The organism is Thalassotalea sp. G20_0, from assembly GCF_017744175.1.
Classification (GTDB): domain Bacteria; phylum Pseudomonadota; class Gammaproteobacteria; order Pseudomonadales; family Endozoicomonadaceae; genus Endozoicomonas.
Genome location: NZ_JAGHQV010000024.1, coordinates 1 through 18,146 on the forward strand (window position 1 = coordinate 1; position 18,146 = coordinate 18,146).

General features: G+C 47.8%; 10 protein-coding genes. 7 read left to right on the top strand and 3 right to left on the bottom strand.

The genetic code is table 11. The features are described from left to right. Positions 1-345: 345 nt before the first annotated feature. Both J7438_RS15060 and J7438_RS15065 read left to right on the top strand, forming a co-directional pair. Entirely contained in the window at positions 346-738 is a 393-nt protein-coding gene (locus J7438_RS15060) for a hypothetical protein (RefSeq protein ID WP_209201663.1), read from the top strand. Beyond that, entirely contained in the window at positions 714-1,847 is a 1,134-nt protein-coding gene (locus J7438_RS15065) for a threonine ammonia-lyase (RefSeq protein WP_209277190.1), read from the top strand. Before J7438_RS15060 ends, J7438_RS15065 begins: the two co-directional genes overlap by 25 nt. Before the next feature lie 133 nt (positions 1,848-1,980). Here J7438_RS15065 and pykF read toward each other — a convergent pair whose 3' ends face one another. Beyond that, complete coding sequence (gene pykF, locus J7438_RS15070) at positions 1,981-3,402, bottom strand: pyruvate kinase PykF (RefSeq protein ID WP_209277191.1); 1,422 nt, start codon at positions 3,400-3,402, stop codon at positions 1,981-1,983. 336 nt (positions 3,403-3,738) lie between these two features. Next, positions 3,739-4,218: a ribonuclease E activity regulator RraA gene (gene rraA / locus J7438_RS15075; RefSeq protein ID WP_209277192.1), complete on the bottom strand. Its 480-nt coding sequence runs from the start codon at positions 4,216-4,218 to the stop codon at positions 3,739-3,741. Between the two features lie 337 nt (positions 4,219-4,555). Between rraA and J7438_RS15080 the strand changes: the two genes are divergently transcribed. Continuing rightward, entirely contained in the window at positions 4,556-6,670 is a 2,115-nt protein-coding gene (locus J7438_RS15080) for a WD40 repeat domain-containing protein (RefSeq protein ID WP_209277193.1), read from the top strand. 265 nt (positions 6,671-6,935) lie between these two features. Continuing rightward, positions 6,936-9,044, top strand: coding sequence for a WD40 repeat domain-containing protein (locus tag J7438_RS15085; protein WP_209277194.1), 2,109 nt, complete (start codon positions 6,936-6,938; stop codon positions 9,042-9,044). 17 nt (positions 9,045-9,061) lie between these two features. Here the strand turns inward: J7438_RS15085 and ppsA are convergent, their stop codons facing one another. After that, complete coding sequence (ppsA, locus tag J7438_RS15090; RefSeq protein WP_286196610.1) at positions 9,062-11,449, bottom strand: phosphoenolpyruvate synthase; 2,388 nt, start codon at positions 11,447-11,449, stop codon at positions 9,062-9,064. Positions 11,450-11,747: 298 nt separating this feature from the next. On the opposite strand from ppsA, the gene ppsR reads away from it, so the two are divergent. The 3 genes from ppsR (at position 11,748) to J7438_RS15105 (ending at position 18,115) form a co-directional block, all read left to right on the top strand. Beyond that, positions 11,748-12,569, top strand: a complete 822-nt coding sequence (gene ppsR, locus J7438_RS15095; protein WP_209201657.1) for a posphoenolpyruvate synthetase regulatory kinase/phosphorylase PpsR — start codon at positions 11,748-11,750, stop codon at positions 12,567-12,569. Positions 12,570-12,710: 141 nt separating this feature from the next. Further along, positions 12,711-16,058, top strand: a complete 3,348-nt coding sequence (locus tag J7438_RS15100) for a hypothetical protein (protein WP_209277195.1) — start codon at positions 12,711-12,713, stop codon at positions 16,056-16,058. A 110-nt stretch (positions 16,059-16,168) separates the two neighbouring features. Beyond that, the gene (locus J7438_RS15105) at positions 16,169-18,115 is read left to right on the top strand and encodes a WD40 repeat domain-containing protein (protein WP_209277196.1); all 1,947 of its coding nucleotides are present in this window, start codon (positions 16,169-16,171) and stop codon (positions 18,113-18,115) included. The last annotated feature ends 31 nt before the right edge of the window (positions 18,116-18,146 follow it).

An 18,146-nucleotide genomic window follows, 5' to 3' on the forward strand; every position in this document is an offset into this window, starting at 1 on the left:
TCGCAACCCTCAGATCACTGTTACTAAACCGTCGAAAAATATGTAGAAGATCAAACAGGCAAACCAAAAAGCAGAAAAAGGAAGAGAAAAAACAGCCAGTAATCTCCTCCCTTCCATCATGACTCAAGAACCGTTTTCACATTCAAGGGAAGGAGTGCCAGCGTTGAACACCTGTTGCGCATGAATCTTGCCCCGGATGATTTGAAAATAGCGGATTGGTGGAACAGGAGTAGATGTAGATGTGTTTCCTCAACCGCTTACGTTTATAGACATTTCAGCAAAATGAACTTCTGAACAGAACCGCAGTCTGCTTTTTATATTCTCATGAATTAATGAAATATATTTATGGATAGAAACACTGCTGGTATCAGTGGTAAATACGCAAGATCAGGTAATGATTACAACCAACCGGATGACCATACTTCATCTTCAAGACGTGGGCGATATAGACATGCCACAGTCAGACAACGGGAAAATCCCCCCCGCACTACCCCGGGGCATAATGAATTTTACCATTCTTCTGGCGCATGCTCTTCTCAACATCTACAGTGCCGTTCAGTAAACCTTGCTCAGGATTTTAATGCTCTCATCAAACAGGAAATAATGGATGGTCTGCTGAGTAAATCGGATCGTTTCGGTCATCGCTATGATGGGAGAAATCACAGTCAATATGCCAATTCAATGAGCGTGTTAAGCTTACTCAAGCTGCCTTATTGTCAACGCTACTTGATGCAATAATATTTAACTGCAACCAAAAACCTGAAGCCAGGGATATTGATGCCCAGGGAATCGCCAACCTGCTGTGGGCCATGGCGAAACTGGTGGACGACGGGCAGGAGCAGACACCAGAGCTCAAAGAGGCCTTGGCCGCGCTATTGCCCCACGTAGACGCACAGAAAGCTAACCAGCAAATAAGAAACAATGTACGCACCACCCCGCTGTTAAAATCAGATGCCTTGAGTGAACTGATCAGAGGGGAAGTGCTGATCAAAGCCGAGTCTCTGCAAATTACCGGAGCCTTTAAATTCCGGGGTGCGTTCTACCGACTGTTAAATTTAACGGAGAGTCAGAAAAAACAAGGTGTTACAGCTTATTCTTCAGGAAATTTTGCAGCAGGCCTGTCAGCCGCCGGGCAACTTCTGGACATACCGGTCAGGCTGGTAATGCCCCATGACGCCCCCAAATCAAAAGTAAATAATGCCAGGCGTTACTGCGCAGAGGTCATTCTCTGCCAATGCAATAAACCTTCCAGGGAGGAAGCTGCCAGTGCTATGGCCAGGCAAATAGCCAGAGACCACGGCGCAGTGCTGCTACACCCTTTCGATGATCATGAGATCATTATTGGCCAGGCATCTGTAGCGCTGGAGCTTCAGGAGCAGTTGGCGATGTTCGGGAAATCCTGTGATCACATTCTCTGCCCCGTTGGTGGTGGCAGCCTGGTGGCAGGATCAAGCCTGGTGTTTGGCAGCAACACCCAGGTATGGGCCGTTGAAGTGGATGGTTACCAGGGCATGGGTATTTCCCTTGAAAACGGCAGACGCTCTCGAGCCAAAGGTCATATCCTGTGTGACTGTGATGCTTTAATGGCCCTTGAGCCTGGCATTGCTAACCTGGACATCGTTCTGCAAACCGGTGTCAGAGGTATAACAGTCAACCCTCAAAAATCCCATGATGCCATCAGGCGCGGTTTTCAGGAGATGAACCTGGTGCTGGAACCCAGCGGTGCGGTGGCCATTGCCGCGATTATGGATAACCCGGCACTGTTTGAAAATAAAACCGTAGTAGCGATTGGCAGTGGCGGTAACGTTGATCCGGATAAGTACGCTGCAATATTAGAGGCTGTCTGAGTATTCGATTGACCGGCTGGTCGTTGGGCAGGCATAACTGGTGGAGATATATCCAATCTGTAGCAATGCTTGCCAGCCCTCCCCCGCAGCGGGAAGGACAGGCAAGAGGGTGTAACCAGAAAGAACTCGGATATTAATCGATCACGTGCACAGAAGCAGTATTGGTAGTACCGGACTCAACCAGGGCACCGGAAACCATGACAACCAGGTCACCAGACTGAACAAAGTTGTGCTTTACCGCCAGCTCTTTACCCAGCTTGTAGAAGGCATCAGTGTTTTCCTGCTGTGGTACCAGGCTGGTGGTCACCCCTTTGCTCAGACTGAGTTGGTTAGCGGTCTTCTCGGAAGAAGTCAGCGCCAGAATCTGGGCTTTAGGGAAGAACTTACGCAAAGAACGTGCTGACTTACCCTGCTCAGTGGCAACGATAATCAGCTTGGCAGCCAGAATATCTGCCGTCTTGACCGCACCACGGCAGACCGCTTGCGTGATACTGCGATAATTGTCGATCTCGGCATCGAACTCTTCAACACGCAGTTCCATGCTGCCATCCGTGCTGTTACAGATGGTTGCCATGACCGCCACAGATTCTGCCGGGTACTTACCTTTGGCGCTCTCACCGGAGAGCATAACGGCATCGGTGCCATCCAGAATAGCGTTAGCTACGTCACCGGCTTCTGCACGGGTTGGGCGGGGATTCTTGATCATGGAATCCAGCATCTGGGTAGCCGTGATAACCGGCTTACGGGCATGGTTACACTTGTTGATCATCATCTTCTGGGCAAAGATCACCTGATCAACCGGGATTTCTACCCCGAGGTCACCACGGGCCACCATGATGGCATCAGAAACAGCCAGAATGTCGTCGAAGTTATCAACGCCTTCCTGGTTCTCGATCTTGGAAATGATCTGGATTTCCTGACCACCGTTGGCATCCAGCAGTTCACGGATCTCGTTAACGTCGCTGGCTTTACGAATAAAGGAAGCCGCTACAAAATCAACGCCCTGCTCACAACCAAAGACCAGGTCAGCCTTATCTTTTTCTGACAGGGCTGGCAGGTTAACTTTAACACCGGGCAGGTTTACGCCTTTGTTTTCACCCAGCTCACCGTTGTTCTTAACTTCACAGACGATTTCCTGAGCCTTGACTTCTTTTACCGTCAGTTCAATCAGGCCATCATCCAGCAAAACCGTGTTACCCGGCTTCAGGTCAGCGGTCAGTCCGGCATAGGTAACCGCTACACGCGTGCTGTCACCAATAACAGACGTGTCGGTAGTCAGAGTAAATTCCTGTCCTGCTGTCAGCATGACGTCATCGCCATTGTGCAGTTTAACAGTTCGGATTTCAGGGCCTTTAGTGTCCAGAAGAATGGCAACACGTTTACCGGTTTCAGCCATGACTTCTCGCAGACGGGCAATACGGGCACCATGCTCGTCAAAGTCACCATGAGAGAAATTCAGTCGCATCACATTCATGCCATTGTCGACCAGTTTGGTCAGCATCTCATGGGATTCAGACTTTGGGCCGATGGTACAGACGATCTTAGTCTTTCTCACTGGAGTTTTCTCCGTCATAGGGGATTTCCGGGAGCCTGCAGGGCTTATGCCGACAGGCTCCCAGTGTGATTGACGGTCAGGTATACGAAGTCCCGACACTTTGGTGGGTGCGGATACTACCGCAAAAACGAAAGAAAACCTTGGCCTTTTTACAATAAATCCGTTGTTTTAGATCAGTATTTTCCGAAACATCGGTTAATTAATCACCAACGATAATAACTTATGAAAATGCTTGTGAAACAGTGACTTATTATAGAAAGATTCGTTATTTATGAAGGTCTGGGATTGCCCTGTTGCAACAATGCCAGTATCGAAAGAAACAGGGCTATCGAGACATTAAACCAGTCGGTCAGCAGAAACGACAATCCCGTTCAAATCGGCATACAGGAAATGACCGGGAATGAAATCCACTCCATGAAATCGAACAGCAATATCGACATCTCCCAAGCCTTTTTTATCCGTTTTCATCGGGTGGGCAGCAAGCGCCTGTACCCCCAGCGGCAGTTGTGAAATAACTTCAACATCACGAATACAGCCATAAACAATAATACCCTGCCAACCATTACTTACGGCCTGTTCTGCCAGCATATCGCCCAGCAAAGCCCTTCTCAGAGAACCGCCGCCATCAACAACCAGCACCTTACCGTGACCGTTACTGAACACCTGCTCCCGAACCCTGGAATTATCTTCATGGCATTTAATGGTGACAATTTCGCCACCAAACATATCTCTTCCACCAAAGCTGTTAAAACCCGGATCAACTACCTGAAGGTTACCGGGAAAGTCATCACACAAATCGGGGGTGGTAAAACTCATTATTATTCTCCCATGACAATTCAGACTGGCATGATAACAAAAAAATCACGGAGAAAAGCTTTTCCTCTGTGAAACTGGTATTAATCTCTGCACAATTAAATGCCATACCATAAACGTGCAATGCCCGCTAGCGTTCGGCATTTTCCCTGTGGTTTTTTCAAACTGAACTAAAAACTCAGAGCAGGAACTTTTGCCAAACTCAGCAATCTACAGTTCAGTTCCTGAATGCTAAGACAGTTAACTACTTATTAGCAGGATGGGACAAAGATTCAAAAGGTGCTACTGATCAATGGTCGTATAAATAAACTATCTATGAGCTAGTCAGGCAGGAGTTATCATGCAACCAATAGCGCAGAGTAGTCTCAGAAGTATAGATGGAAGCGGTTTGAAAAAAGACGAAGAGGCGTTAATTAATGGCCTGAAGCCTATATCCGGGTTAGTGGCTAACTTTAATAAAAGTATCAAAGAAGCCTCAGAACCGAATCAGAATCAATCGTTCAAACGATTGAAACAGCATTTACCACCCGGATGGACGATCAGCACAGATACCAATATTGATCATCGTAAGCTGGAAATAGTTGAATTCAATTTTTCCACGAATCATTTATCCCCGGGCACAACGTCTCAAGAGCCTGATATCGAGACGATACATTGCGATAGTCCTATTGAGTCAGGCAATATTGACCCAGCGAAGCTTGAAATTTTTCAATGTAAGACCAATGGTCTTGAACTCCAAGTGCAAGCCTGCTTCGGTCGTGATATTCATACTACCTGTTTCAGCCCATCAGGAAAGGATCTCTTGATCAGTGGTAGCGACAGTTTGATGGATCATAGCCTGGTAACCTGGCGACAAGGTGTCGATGGCAACTGGTCGGAGAATAACAGGCATAATGCCAAAGTTTCCAATGAGATTTTTTTCCAGTTCAACCGGTTGGAAAATACACTCTTGAGTACCTGCTCAGATGGCAGGGTCAAGGTGAGAACTCTTGATAGTGATGGCCGTTGGGAAAAATTGCTGGTTCTTGGCCACCTGCCACTTAAAGATGGCGATGAGCCGGTATCGGCAAACTTCAGCCCGTTGCAGGACAAGATTATGACCTACGATCACCGCGACGGCATAATCAATGTATTTCGAGTGGATGGTAACAATGGGTGGACCCGGCTAAACCAGCCATCAAAGATCAGGCAAATTGGGCTATCAGCACTGGAGTTCATGGCCGCGAATAATTATTTACTGACTTGCAATGGCACAAAAGCGACCATCTGGGGCTGTAGTGATCAAAGCAACTGTCTTGAGAATAAATTTGATAAAGATTACGACAGTCCAATTGAAGATTGCCAGATGAGTTATGATGAGCAGCATGCCCTTATCCTCCCCCGGGGCAACCAGGTTTTTTTCCTGGCTCGTGATGTCGACGGCAACTGGTCAGAGGTCGGAGAGGTCCGTCATTCTGAGCAAATAGTCAATCACCACAACGAGCATGTTCGCAATCGTATTTGCAAAGCCTCCCTCAATCACTCCGGGCTATATGCACTCACCCGCGATTTAGCAAATAAATCTATCATTTCCGGTTATGACGATCATGGTGCCTGGGTAGAAAAAAGAGAGATTCCGAGTTGTGATTATGCCATCTTCAGCCACTCCGGGCGTAAAGTGCTGGCCAGTTTCGGCAGTGGCTCCTTTAAAGTCTGGGATTGCAATAGCATCGGTAACAGTCTGGACAAAGGGCAACCCCTTGAGCACATCGGCAGTGACAGAGTCATCTTCAGTCCCTCAGAGAATCTGCTCCTGAGTTATGGGGTTCTGACGAATTACGTTTGCATTTGGGGTGATGACGAAGAAGGTAACCTGGTTGAGAAAGCACGGGTATGTCATCAGGGGGGGATTTTCGACGCTCGCATCAATAATCAGGAGGATAGTGTCCTGAGCGTCGGCCTTGATTACTTTGTGAAAATTCAGGGGCTCGACAGCGATGGCAAACGACGGGAGCCGCTGGTGGTTGAGCAGCAAGGAAGAGTCGAATTGTCCGGTTTTTCCCCCTCAGGTAGCTTTGCCATTATCGTTAAGGGCAACACCGCCTGCATTCTGGGACGTGACGATAATAGAGAATGGACGCAACAAGTCGTGACAAGGCTTGATGACTATCTGATCCAATTCGTTCAATTTAATAAATTGGAAAACCATTTTCTAATCTTTGGCAGCGGTTTCAAAGATCATGGCAAGCCCGGCTTTGTCCAACTCTGGGGCATTGGTGATGATGACAAATGGGCAGAAAAAGAACTGATAACACTGGATCATCCCGTTGAAATGGCCGAATTTAGCCCCGATGGTGATCATTTACTTATCCACTGCAAGAATAATAGTGGGGGTACCGTCTCGCTCAAAGGTGCTACTGCGCTACTCTGGAAGATTCCAGCCAGCTTCCCAAAGCAACCTTTGAACAGCCCCTGACAGAGTCTTTCCGCCAGATAGAGCCAGGTTTCCAGAACATAGTCCGGATTCAGGGAAACGGTATCAATGCCCTCCTCCATCAGCCAGCGAGCAAAATCTGGATGGTCGCTGGCTCCCTGGCAAATAGCGATCTATTAATCCTGTCGGCGACAGGCCTGAATCGCTATGAACAACAGCTGCTTGACTAAATTAAGAGCAGGAACTTTTGCCAAACTCAATGGTCGTATAGATAAATCATCTATATGCCAATCAGACAGGAGTTATCATGCAACCAGCAGCGCAGAGTTGCCTCAGAAGTCTAGATGGAAGCGGTTTGAAAAAAGACGAAGAGGCGTTAATTACCAGTCTGAAGCCAATATCCGGGTTAGTAGCTAACTTTAATAAACGCATCAGTGAAGCCCCTGAAATGGGTCAGAAAAAATCACTCAAACGATTGAAAGAGCATTTACCACCCGGATGGACGATCAGCACAGAGACCAGTTTTGTCAATCGAAAGCTGGAAGAAATTGTCGGGCTGAATTTTTCCACGAATCGTTTATCCCCGGGCACCACACCGCAACAGTCTGGTATCAGCACGATACAGTGCGATAGTCGTATTGAACCGGGCAATATTGACCCAGGGACGAGTGAAATTTTTCAATGCCAGACCAATTATCTTAAGTTCCAAATGAAGGCCCACTTCGGTTGTTATATTCTTCAAAACTATTTCAGTCCTTCGGGTAAGCACCTCTTCATCAGTGGTTGCGACAGTTTGAAAGATCATAGCCTGGTAAGCTGGCTAAAAGACGCGAATGGTAACTGGTCGGAGAACAGCAGGACCAGGGTTGGGGCCCAGAAGATTATTCCCCAGCTTAATCGGTCGGAAAACACGCTTCTGACTTGCTGCAGCCAGGATGGCAAGGTCAAGGTGAGTACACTCAATAGTGATGGCCGTTGGGTGGAGTCACGGGTGCTTGAGCACATGCCACTTGCAGGTGGCTACGAGCCAGTGATGGCAAGCTTCAACCCGGTGCAGGACAAGATTATGACCTACGATCACCGCGCCGGCAGAATCAACGTTTTGCGATTGGATGGCAGCCGGTGGACTCTGCTAGACCAGCCAACAGAGATCAGACAAAGTGGGCCAAGAGCACTGAATTTCGTCCCCACGAATACTTTTTTAATGACTCAAAATGTTGAAAAAGCGACCATCTGGCACCTTAATGATCAGCGCAACTGTATTGTTCCTGAATTTGTCAAGGAATGCGACCGTGTAATTTCTGATTGCCAGTTGAGTCGGGATGAGAGCCATGCCCTTGTCCTCCTGGATAACCGGGTTTTCTTCCTGGCTCACGATGCCGACGGCAACTGGTCGCAGGTCGGAGAGGTCCATCATTCTGAGCAACCCGCAGAAATTCGCCAGGGCGTAAGTGTGCCCAACCGTATTTGCTCAGCCTCCTTAAATCCCTCAGGGCAATTTGCACTTACCCGCGATTTAGCCAGGAAAACTAAAATTTCCGGTTATGACGTTAATGATGACTGGGTAGAAAAAATAGAGATCCCGAGTTGTGATAATGCCTCCTTCACCCGCTCCGGGTGGAAAGTCCTGGCCGACTTCGGTGGTGGCTCCTTTAAAATCTGGAATTGCCGTGTTACAGGCAATCTGGACAAACCCCAAACCCTTGAGCACACAGGCAGTGACAGAGCCATCTTCAGTCGCTCAGAAAAACAGCTCCTGAGCTATGGCAATGAAACGAATTACGCTTGCATTTGGGGTGATGACGAGGAAGGTAACCTGATTCAGAAAGCACGAGTATGTCATCAGGGGGGGGTTATGGTTGCTGACTTCAATGTTAAGGAAGACAGTGTACTGACCGTCGGTCATGATTGCACTGTGAAAATTCAGGGGCTTGACATAGATGGTGAATGGCTGGAGCGGCTGGAGGTTAAGCATCAAAATCCAATTGAAATTGCCCAATTCTCCCCATCAGGCCGTCTTGCATTTTCCGTTAGCCGGGACAGTACCGTCTGCATCATGGGACGAGACGATAAGGGCAAATGGACACAACAGGCATTGACAAAACCTGGCACCTGTTTGATCAAATTCGCCCAATTTAATAAATTGGAAAACCATTTTCTAACCTTTGGCAAAGATTATAAAGATCATAACAAGCCGGGCTTTGTGCAACTCTGGAGACTCGGTGATGATGGAAAATGGGCAGAAGTAGAGCTGATAAAACTGGATCATCCCGTTAAAATGGCCGATTTTAGCCCCGATGGTGATCATTTAATAATCCATTGCAAAAATAACCCTGGGGGGGTGCCCAAAGGTGACACAGTACTTCTCTGGAAGATTCCTGCCAGCCTCCCAAGGCAACCTTTGGACAACCCCTGACAGGGACTATCAAAGAGTCATTCCGCCAGATAGAGCCAGGTTTCCAGAACCGAATCGGGGTTGAGGGAAACGGTATCAATACCCTCTTCCATCAACCAGCGGGCAAAGTCAGGATGATCACTGGGCCCCTGGCCGCAAATACCGATGTATTTGCCCTGCCGGCGACAGGCCTGAATCGCCATGGACAACAGCTGCTTGACGGCAGCATTACGTTCATCAAAAAGGTGGGCAATCAAGCCGGAATCCCGATCAAGCCCAAGGGCCAGCTGAGTCATATCGTTGGAACCAATGGAGAAGCCATCAAAATATTCCAGGAACTCATCAGCCAGCAGCGCATTGGATGGCAGTTCACACATCATAATGATCTTCAGACCATTTTCACCACGACGAAGTCCAAAGTCAGACATAATGTTGATGACCTGACGGGCTTCATCCGGCGTTCGGACGAATGGCACCATCAGTTCAACATTGGTCAGGCCGAACTCGTCCCTGACCCGCTTCATGGCCCGGCATTCAAGTTCAAAACAGTCCCTGAAGGATTCCGAGATATAGCGGGAAGCGCCACGAAAGCCCAGCATCGGGTTCTCTTCATGGGGCTCATAGATCTTGCCGCCAATCAGGTTGGCGTATTCGTTAGACTTGAAGTCTGAGAGTCGGACAATAACCTTTTCCGGGGCAAAAGCGGCAGCAACAGAAGCGACGCCTTCAACCAGTTTTTCAACGTAAAAGTCGACAGGATTGCCATAGCCCGCCATTCGCTCATCAATCTGCTGTCTGACGGCATCGGGTACGCTGTCCGGATTAGTTTGATAGTTCAGCAAAGCCTTGGGATGAACACCGATCATTTTGTTAATTATGAATTCCAGCCGGGCAAGCCCCACACCCGCATTGGGCAGTCGGGAGAAACTGAAAGCCCGGTCAGGATTCCCCACATTCATCATGATCTTGAAGGGCAACTCAGGCATCTGATCCAGATCTTTCTTTTGGTGCTCAAACGGCAACTCACCCTGATAAATAAAGCCGGTATCCCCTTGTGCACAGGAAACAGTTACCGCCTGACCATCTTTCAGTCGGCGTGTAGCGTCACCGCACCCGACCACCGCTGGAATCCCCAGCTCTCGGGCGATAATAGCAGCATGACAGGTACGCCCACCCCGGTTGGTGACAATGGCTGAAGCCCGTTTCATAACCGGTTCCCAGTCCGGATCGGTCATATCGGTAACCAGCACATCGCCATCCTGAACCCGGTCCATATCCGCCAGATCATCCACCAGACAGACACGCCCCTGACCAATGCGCTGGCCAATACTGCGGCCTTCTGCGAGAACATTACCCTGTTGCAACAGGTGATAACGTTCCAGCGTCCTGGACTCAGTTCGGCTTTGTACTGTCTCAGGCCGGGCCTGAACCACATACAACTGCTGGTCATCGCCATCTTTGGCCCACTCGATATCCATGGGTCGGCCGTAATGGGCTTCAATGGCCATGGCCTGACGGGCCAGTTCCAGCACATCGGCATCATTGATGGAGAACTGCTGACGCTTCTCAAGGTCAACGTCCACGGTTTGCACCGATCTCCCGGTCTCTGGGGCATCACCGTAAACCATCTGAATCGCCTTGCTGCCCATATTTCGCCTGAGGATGGCAGAGCGCCCTGCTTCAAGTGCGGGCTTGTAAACATAAAATTCATCCGGGTTTACTGCTCCCTGAACCACGGTCTCTCCCAGGCCATAGGAGGAAGTGATAAATACCGCATCGCGGAAACCCGACTCGGTATCCAGAGTAAACATCACCCCGGCAGCCCCCGTTTCACTGCGCACCATCCGCTGAATTCCGGCTGAAAGCGCCACATCCCGATGGTCAAAGCCCTGATGCTCACGGTATGAAATGGCACGATCGTTAAAGAGAGAGGCAAAGACTTCCCGAACCGCTCGCAGAACATTCTGTGCACCACGAATATTCAGAAAGGTTTCCTGCTGCCCGGCAAAGGAGGCATCGGGCAAGTCTTCCGCCGTCGCTGATGACCGCACTGCCACAGCCAGATCCTCCTGATCACCACAGAGTTCACGGTAGCTGTTGACAATGGCCTGTTCAAATTCCGGTCGAAATGGCTCATCCATAATCCATTGGCGAATATTGGCACCCGCCCGGGTGAGCTGTTGAATATCATCAATATTCAGTTCATCCAGCAGGGTATGAATACGATCATATAACCCTGAGCCATCCAGAAAGTCTCGATAAGCCTCTGCCGTGGTGGCAAAGCCACCGGGTACACGAACCCCTGCCCTGCCAAGGTGGCTGAGCATTTCTCCCAGCGAGGCGTTCTTGCCACCAACCCGCTCTACATCGCTATTGCCCAGGGCATCCAGGCCCACGACAAACTCTGGTAAAGATGAACTGTTCAAGCCACTCTCCTGCCTGTACTGCAAAGGATTACCATGGGTTTCACCGCTGAGAATTCACCGACTGTGCTGTCAGAGTTCCACTCTGCCAGGCTATCAGTCCATAAATAAAGCTGTCATAGTACTGCTAATAAGACGACACCGGTTACCTCACCGGGAAGATTTCCGGTATAGTTTGTTAGAAAATGTTATTGATTGGAAGAGTTTTTTACTTTGGATCACATCATTTTGATCTATCTGTACCAGAAACAGATGATCTCAAGCTATTAACCTCTGAATTTATGCTTCTGGAGTCGATAAAATGGAGCGATCGGTATTTTTTATCTCTGATGGTACTGGCATTACCGCTGAATCCTTTGGCCAAAGTCTGCTTGCCCAGTTCTCGGGGCCTACATTCCGTCACCACACACTGCCCTATATTGATACCCCCGAAAAAGCCGTTCGGGCACTGACCCTGATTAAAGAGACTCATCAGCATGAAATGATGCAACCTATCCTCTTTATGACGGTGTTGAATGAAGAGGTCAGCAAACTGCTGCATACCAGCGGGGCTTATATTATTGACCTCTTTGCTACCTTCCTTCCCGGCCTGGAGATGGAGTTAGGCTCGCACCCGTTGTATACCGTTGGCAAGAAGCGTTCCACAACCAGCAGTGCCAGCTATCACCGTCGCATCGAAGCGGTGCAGTTTGCCCTTGATAATGATGATGGTGCCCGCATCCGGCACTATGAAAAGGCCGATATTATCGTGCTGGGTGCCTCCCGTTCGGGCAAAACACCCACCTGCATCTATCTTGGCTTACAGTTTGGTATCTATGCCGCCAATTACCCAATTACCGAGGATGATTTTGATAAGGGCATCAAGCTGCCTGATTTTCTTCGCCCGCACAAAGAACGTCTTTTTGGTTTGACCATCAATCCGGCCCGGCTCTCAGGTATCAGAAATGAGCGCCGTCCAAACAGCCGATACTCATCGGTCAGGCAGTGTCAATATGAAATACAGATGGTTGAACAGATCTATAACCAGGAGCAGATCAGCTATATCGACACCACTGAATTTTCCGTCGAAGAGATTGCAACACGGATCATGGATCAGGCCAATCTGACAAGAAGACTGAAATAACCATAATTTATAATTCAACAGACCCTGAGGACTGCCCTTCAATTTGTCAGCAAACTATTTATTTTCTCCCGGCAGCTCGGAGAGTTGAATTTTTTTTCCCGTCTCATTGTCAAAAAGCATCTTTGATGAGGGGACGAACAGATGGATGTGACAGGCTTTAAAAACGACACAGTTACTGGATCAGACTCAACATCCGAACGCAGCTATGGCAAAGAGACAGGCAATTATAAATACCTGACCGTACAACCATCAGAAGACAAAGAGGTACTCTTCCATGCTGGTAATTTTGCATCTGACAATACCGGAACATTTGGAACTGACTCACCCTGTTCTAACAGTTTGTTTACGTTAAATGACTGCAAAGTGAGTCATTCCAGATCTTGCAGTCCGAAATCCATCGAAAGTGAAAAAAGTGAAAAAAGTAAAAAAAGTGCCGAAGGCCATCAGAAAGAGGCTTTCAGCTACGGCCAGGTCCAGTTTAAGCAAACGAAGTTACTGGCAATGCTCACTTCAGGAGAGGTTGAAAAGCAATGCGTGAAAGAAGAACTAGAGAAACTTGTTCAACAATTTGATGAATTACATGTCAATGTCAGTTTAATGGATAAAGTCAACAAACTGAAAAGAGAGATTGAGCAATACATTGATCCTCACCGCCTGGTTGGGGGGGAATACAATTCTAAAAATGGTGCACCATCAAGAAAAACAATAGCGGATGGAATTCAAATAATAGCAAGGGATATCGCTATTTGGGCGGGGACCACAACAAACAATCTGAAAGTACTAACCTATATTATTGAACAAGGGTTTCCCATCAAACAAAGCTCTGACTGGTTTGATCATGATCCTGAATCTATCGCTTACCTGCCTTTTGATACAATGACAACGCTGATAGATAACTGCACCCCATATTGCCCGGACCTGTTATTCGTCAAGGCTATTTTTGCTGATGCTGATCCTCGCTTTGACGCTCTTACCCAGACGATTTTAACATCCAGACGTATTAGTGATGGGCTATTTCAGGAAGCGATTGCACAATCAATACCCGCCGCTTCACAAAGCAGGTTAAAGGTTTTCTTTAATTACCTTCGTAGTCAATCTAATGCCAGCAACATGATTAAAGACTTGGTTAAGCAAAGCTACGAGCATCACCGAATTGCTAATCTTGAAGGGATTCACAGATACAAAAACAGCGTGATAATGGTATTTGTTCTTGAAGCCATTGCACAGCAATCACAGGGAGAAGCCCGTACTCTTATTCGCTCATTTTGTCAGGATGAACAGCAACTGATTGCAATGACAGCTTTATTGGGCGGACTGCATCAATCCAGCGAATTATTGAATGAAATGGGTATTACCGTCACCAGACAGGCGTTTAAAGAAGTATCCGTTAATCTTAAAAATTCTGCTTTCTTTATGGCCAAAGAGGCAGGATTGACCAATGAACGATTATTTACCAATACAGTCAACCGGATAGCTCCGTTTCTATGGACTTTGCCCAATGAATATGGGGATCATTTGCACCAGAGGAGCCTGTTTCCAGATAATAAAGTACTGTCGTTTATCCATCTTGTCATGGAACAAGCGGCCATTTACCAGAAGGAAAGTCAACAATGGTCAGGCCCGAATTGTCAAAAAGAATTGGTTCTGGGAGATGTAAGCCTGTGGGCGGCAAAAATTTTTTCGGTAACGGAAGATGCTGTTTCGGCAGACAGTTTGGGTCTCTTACAGGAAGATGCCAGGTACAGTGAGACATGGAATATCCTGATCAACAAGGCTAAATGCTGCAATGGCCTTACCCGTCCCGGTGATTTCATGAAATTCATGGACTGGCTGTTGATAGAGGGCCTGTCTTTGGTTCGAATGGAGTCGGAATACCGTGAGAAAGAGGCAACCTTTACAGCCAGGCAAAAAAGTTATCGTCCGGATTTGTGGCCGGACCCACATAGTAAGGTTTCAACAACATCTTCAGCCTCTCATGATCAACTTGTATCCTATACCAAACTCGTCACAACATTACATTTTGATATCATTGAATCATTTCTACGCCTTGCCCCTTCCAGCCATCGAATCCATGTGCTGAATAACTGGCTGACTAATCCTGATTGTGCGAAACAACGGGAAACCTTATTTCGCCAGCCTGTTTACCCACTCAATAATATGGAATGCCCTAACATTTGGCAGTTGCTGTTATCACTGGATAAAGATTATCAGCCACCGGAAAATCAGTTTGATCATGATTGGCAAATACCGGTTAATCCGCAGCAGTGGACAGCGCCTCCCCCGTTAGCATCATTATTATCTGAATCTGTCGAAGTCTACGGACGTACGCTGGCAATTCAACGCTCGGACGGTGGCTGGGATTACCTGAAATTTATCAGTGATAAGGAAAAGCCGGAAGATCTGGCAACAGAGGGCAATAAAATCCGCCTTATGGCAGATATAGCCAGTCGCTACGGCTTGAAAAGCTCAATTCCCCAGGTTGTCGGCAGCTATCGTTGGGATAATGCGAACATTGATTTGGCAACATTTACACCTCCCGCCAAAAAGGCCAGACTGGAGGAAAAGTGCCGCTATATTGATGGCAAGGCAGGTTATTGCCTTCATCTGAAATCGACAAAAGATGCGCCTTATCATTTATATCCCTACGATCTTGACCCAGTAACAAAGGCGGATCAGATTTGCCAGGGACTTCATAAATATGCCCATGATTCCGGTGTTTTATTCAGTTGCGGATTATATGCTCCAGCGGTCATTGCAGCTGACCATGATTCAGTAACTAAACGAAAACACCATATCCTCTCATCTTATGTAGGTGCCCCAAGCGAGGGGCGGATGCTTCAGTGGAAGAAAGCTTCAGAACATCCCAATGTGGGGCCCGTAGGCATGCGGGATTCCGGTGATACGAAAAGTATGATTGAGCTGGGTGAGGATTATTTTTTCTCCAAAAGATATCAGGAATTTCTTGATTTTGAAAAATCAGAGGATCGAGCCAGGGTGGCATTTTCAGAACTGGCAAAAAATGCCCAGGGACTGATATTGCAATATGCTCTCTGCTTTCAAAAACAGTTTAACTGTGACAATAGGGAGTCCACGCTGAATCATGAGCGTAAAATACAGGAAATTCTGACGACGCTGTTTCACAAGGCATTTCCCCGATTCACAGAAGAGCGTGTGGTTCAGGCAATGGAAGAAGATGAGCTGCTGTCACAGGCGGTTAGAGAGGTTATCTACTGGTGTGGTCATGACGCCAGATTCGTTAACCACATCAAACAAAATATTATTCCAGAATCTACCTACCCGGACTGTTCTGAAGCTACTAATATCGTAGATTTCAGTACTCTGGAGCCCCGTGAGCTGATTCCCGGCATTGGTTTTGTTACACGGGATAATCAGCCAAACCTTGGCGTTACTTTTGGCGTCAATCCATTGGTTACGCTGAACGCATTGATTGTCAAGCTACTGGCATTGGGAGCCCTGACCTCTTTGTGAGTTCAATCTCTCATGATCTGACATTTATCATCTCTTGCGGACCAGGCTTCTAAACGGGCAATATGCACCAGTGTAAATACAGCCTCTTGCCCGGATATGGGGGGAATTGTTTGCCGCTTGCCAAACCGTTAAATACCGACACGGCTGTTACTCAGGCAGTGGGTAACGAAATCAGGCCTGAAATAGCCCGGGATCCTGTTTATTTCCATCGCTGGTGGGTTACCTTACCGACGTTACCGTTCGATAACATCACCAGCTATTTATCAATTGAAGATATAAGCGCGTTCGCCCAAACATGCAAGGCAGTGGCCAGCCGATTGGTGACCTGCGGACTGGAAGAAGTCCGCTACTTCCTTTCCTTGTCGCAAGACAAACAGAATTCGTGTCAGACAATCATTCATTCTGACCGGCAACTCCTTCAGTACCTCAGGACGTTATCGATATTTTCCAGGCGCCACTTCCCTGTGCAGCTGAGCCCGGCCTTTTATGCCTGTTACGCCCGGCATGCGCGCCAGCAGATTATTGATGCAACGGCACTTACCCTGAAACCCGCTGGGAGCCTGAATATGGACAGCTATAGCTGGCATTATCATGATCTTAAGCTGTGCATGATTGTCGCAACCAAGGTGAAGGGAGGCATTGATATTCTGACTCCGGATCGTCATGGTCACTGGTGCAGGTCGGCTGAAATCACATGCAATGAAATTTGCTATTTTCATCAGCAGCGTTCTAACCATATTTTATTTATCCCACAAAAGGTGTCGAGGAGCCTGGTAGGAGAACCATCGCACTACAAACACATCGTCAAAGGCCACTTATTGTCCGTTTATGAATGTCACGATGATTCCTGGGTTGAGCAACAGCAATTGACCATCGGTGAGGTGTTTCCTCAAATCAGGACAAGATTGAACAATGACGCTTATCTGTATCATATGAATGACTTCTATCTGTCACCGGATGCCAGCGCACTGGTCTGTAAGTACAAGCGGCGTGAAGTTACCATTCTGGGTCGGGAAGCGGAAGGTCAGTGGGTTAATAAAGGCAGCATTACAACCCGTATTCGTAATTTGTTGTTCAGTGATGACAGCCGTCATGTCGCGCTTTGGGATGGTTCATTCATCACGCTGATGGGCAAGTCAGCCGATGGGGCCTGGTCAGAAACAGGTAAAATCATTGTTTCAGACACTGATATTCACATGAACTTCATAACCGGTGCTGGTACTGAGTCTGGTGATAAGTTTGAACTCGAGGTACTATTCAGCCCGGATAATAAGCATTTTGTCACATGGTTTGATAATGCTGGCGTTGACACTCATCGAGATAATTTCTTTGTCGTTATCGCGGCCCTTGGTCCGAATGGAAAATGGAGTGAAAAGCAGAGAATTGTCAAAACCTGTGAGCCTCCGGCGACGTATTATCCCCTGGAACCTGCTTTTGGTCCCGATGGTCGGCTTCTGATTATCACCACCGATGACGGTGTTGAAATCTGGGAATTAAACAGTGAGGATCAATGGCTTCCCGCTGCTCAGGAGCAGCCCCATTGCGGTAAAGGCACTGTTTATTTTTCTGAGCACCCGGACGAATTTATCATCATAAACGGGCGTAGAATATCTGTCTGGCGCAAGGCGGCGTCCGGAATCTGGGGCAAATCCCAAACATTTTCGGCTGGATCTCTGACCAGAGTCAGTCCTGACGGTGACACCATTGTCTGTAATGAACCGTCAGGCCATACCGATATCCACCAACGCCGACCCTCCGGCGAGTGGATCAGTCAACGTATCGAATTTTCCATCAGGGATGGGTGTTTTAACAATGAGAGTTGCCTGCTTGCCGTTGTCCCACCCCTTGAAACCGAAACCGACCACCTGATTTTGCTGGGGGTGAACGCAGACGGGATCTGGCAGGAAAAGGCCCGGTTGCCATCAGAAAACAGGATTCATACATTTTGCTTTAGCCAATGCAGCCGCAGAATACAGATCGAAAGTGACCGCGGTGGCGATGGTGTCAGAATACAAAGTTTTTTTTCTTTCTGGAGGATCGTCCCGGATCAATGTTAACTTTCTCGGTCAGCCTCCTGGAACTGATTTC

Bases quoted from the DNA above. Each gene is read 5' to 3' on its own strand.
- J7438_RS15080 (WP_209277193.1), top strand. From the start codon at position 4,556: ATGCAACCAATAGCGCAGAGTAGTCTCAGAAGTATAGATGGAAGCGGT.
- ppsR (WP_209201657.1), top strand. From the start codon at position 11,748: ATGGAGCGATCGGTATTTTTTATCTCTGATGGTACTGGCATTACCGCT.
- J7438_RS15100 (WP_209277195.1), top strand. From the start codon at position 12,711: ATGGATGTGACAGGCTTTAAAAACGACACAGTTACTGGATCAGACTCA.
- J7438_RS15060 (WP_209201663.1), top strand. From the start codon at position 346: ATGGATAGAAACACTGCTGGTATCAGTGGTAAATACGCAAGATCAGGT.
- J7438_RS15085 (WP_209277194.1), top strand. From the start codon at position 6,936: ATGCAACCAGCAGCGCAGAGTTGCCTCAGAAGTCTAGATGGAAGCGGT.
- rraA (WP_209277192.1), bottom strand. From the start codon at position 4,218: ATGAGTTTTACCACCCCCGATTTGTGTGATGACTTTCCCGGTAACCTT.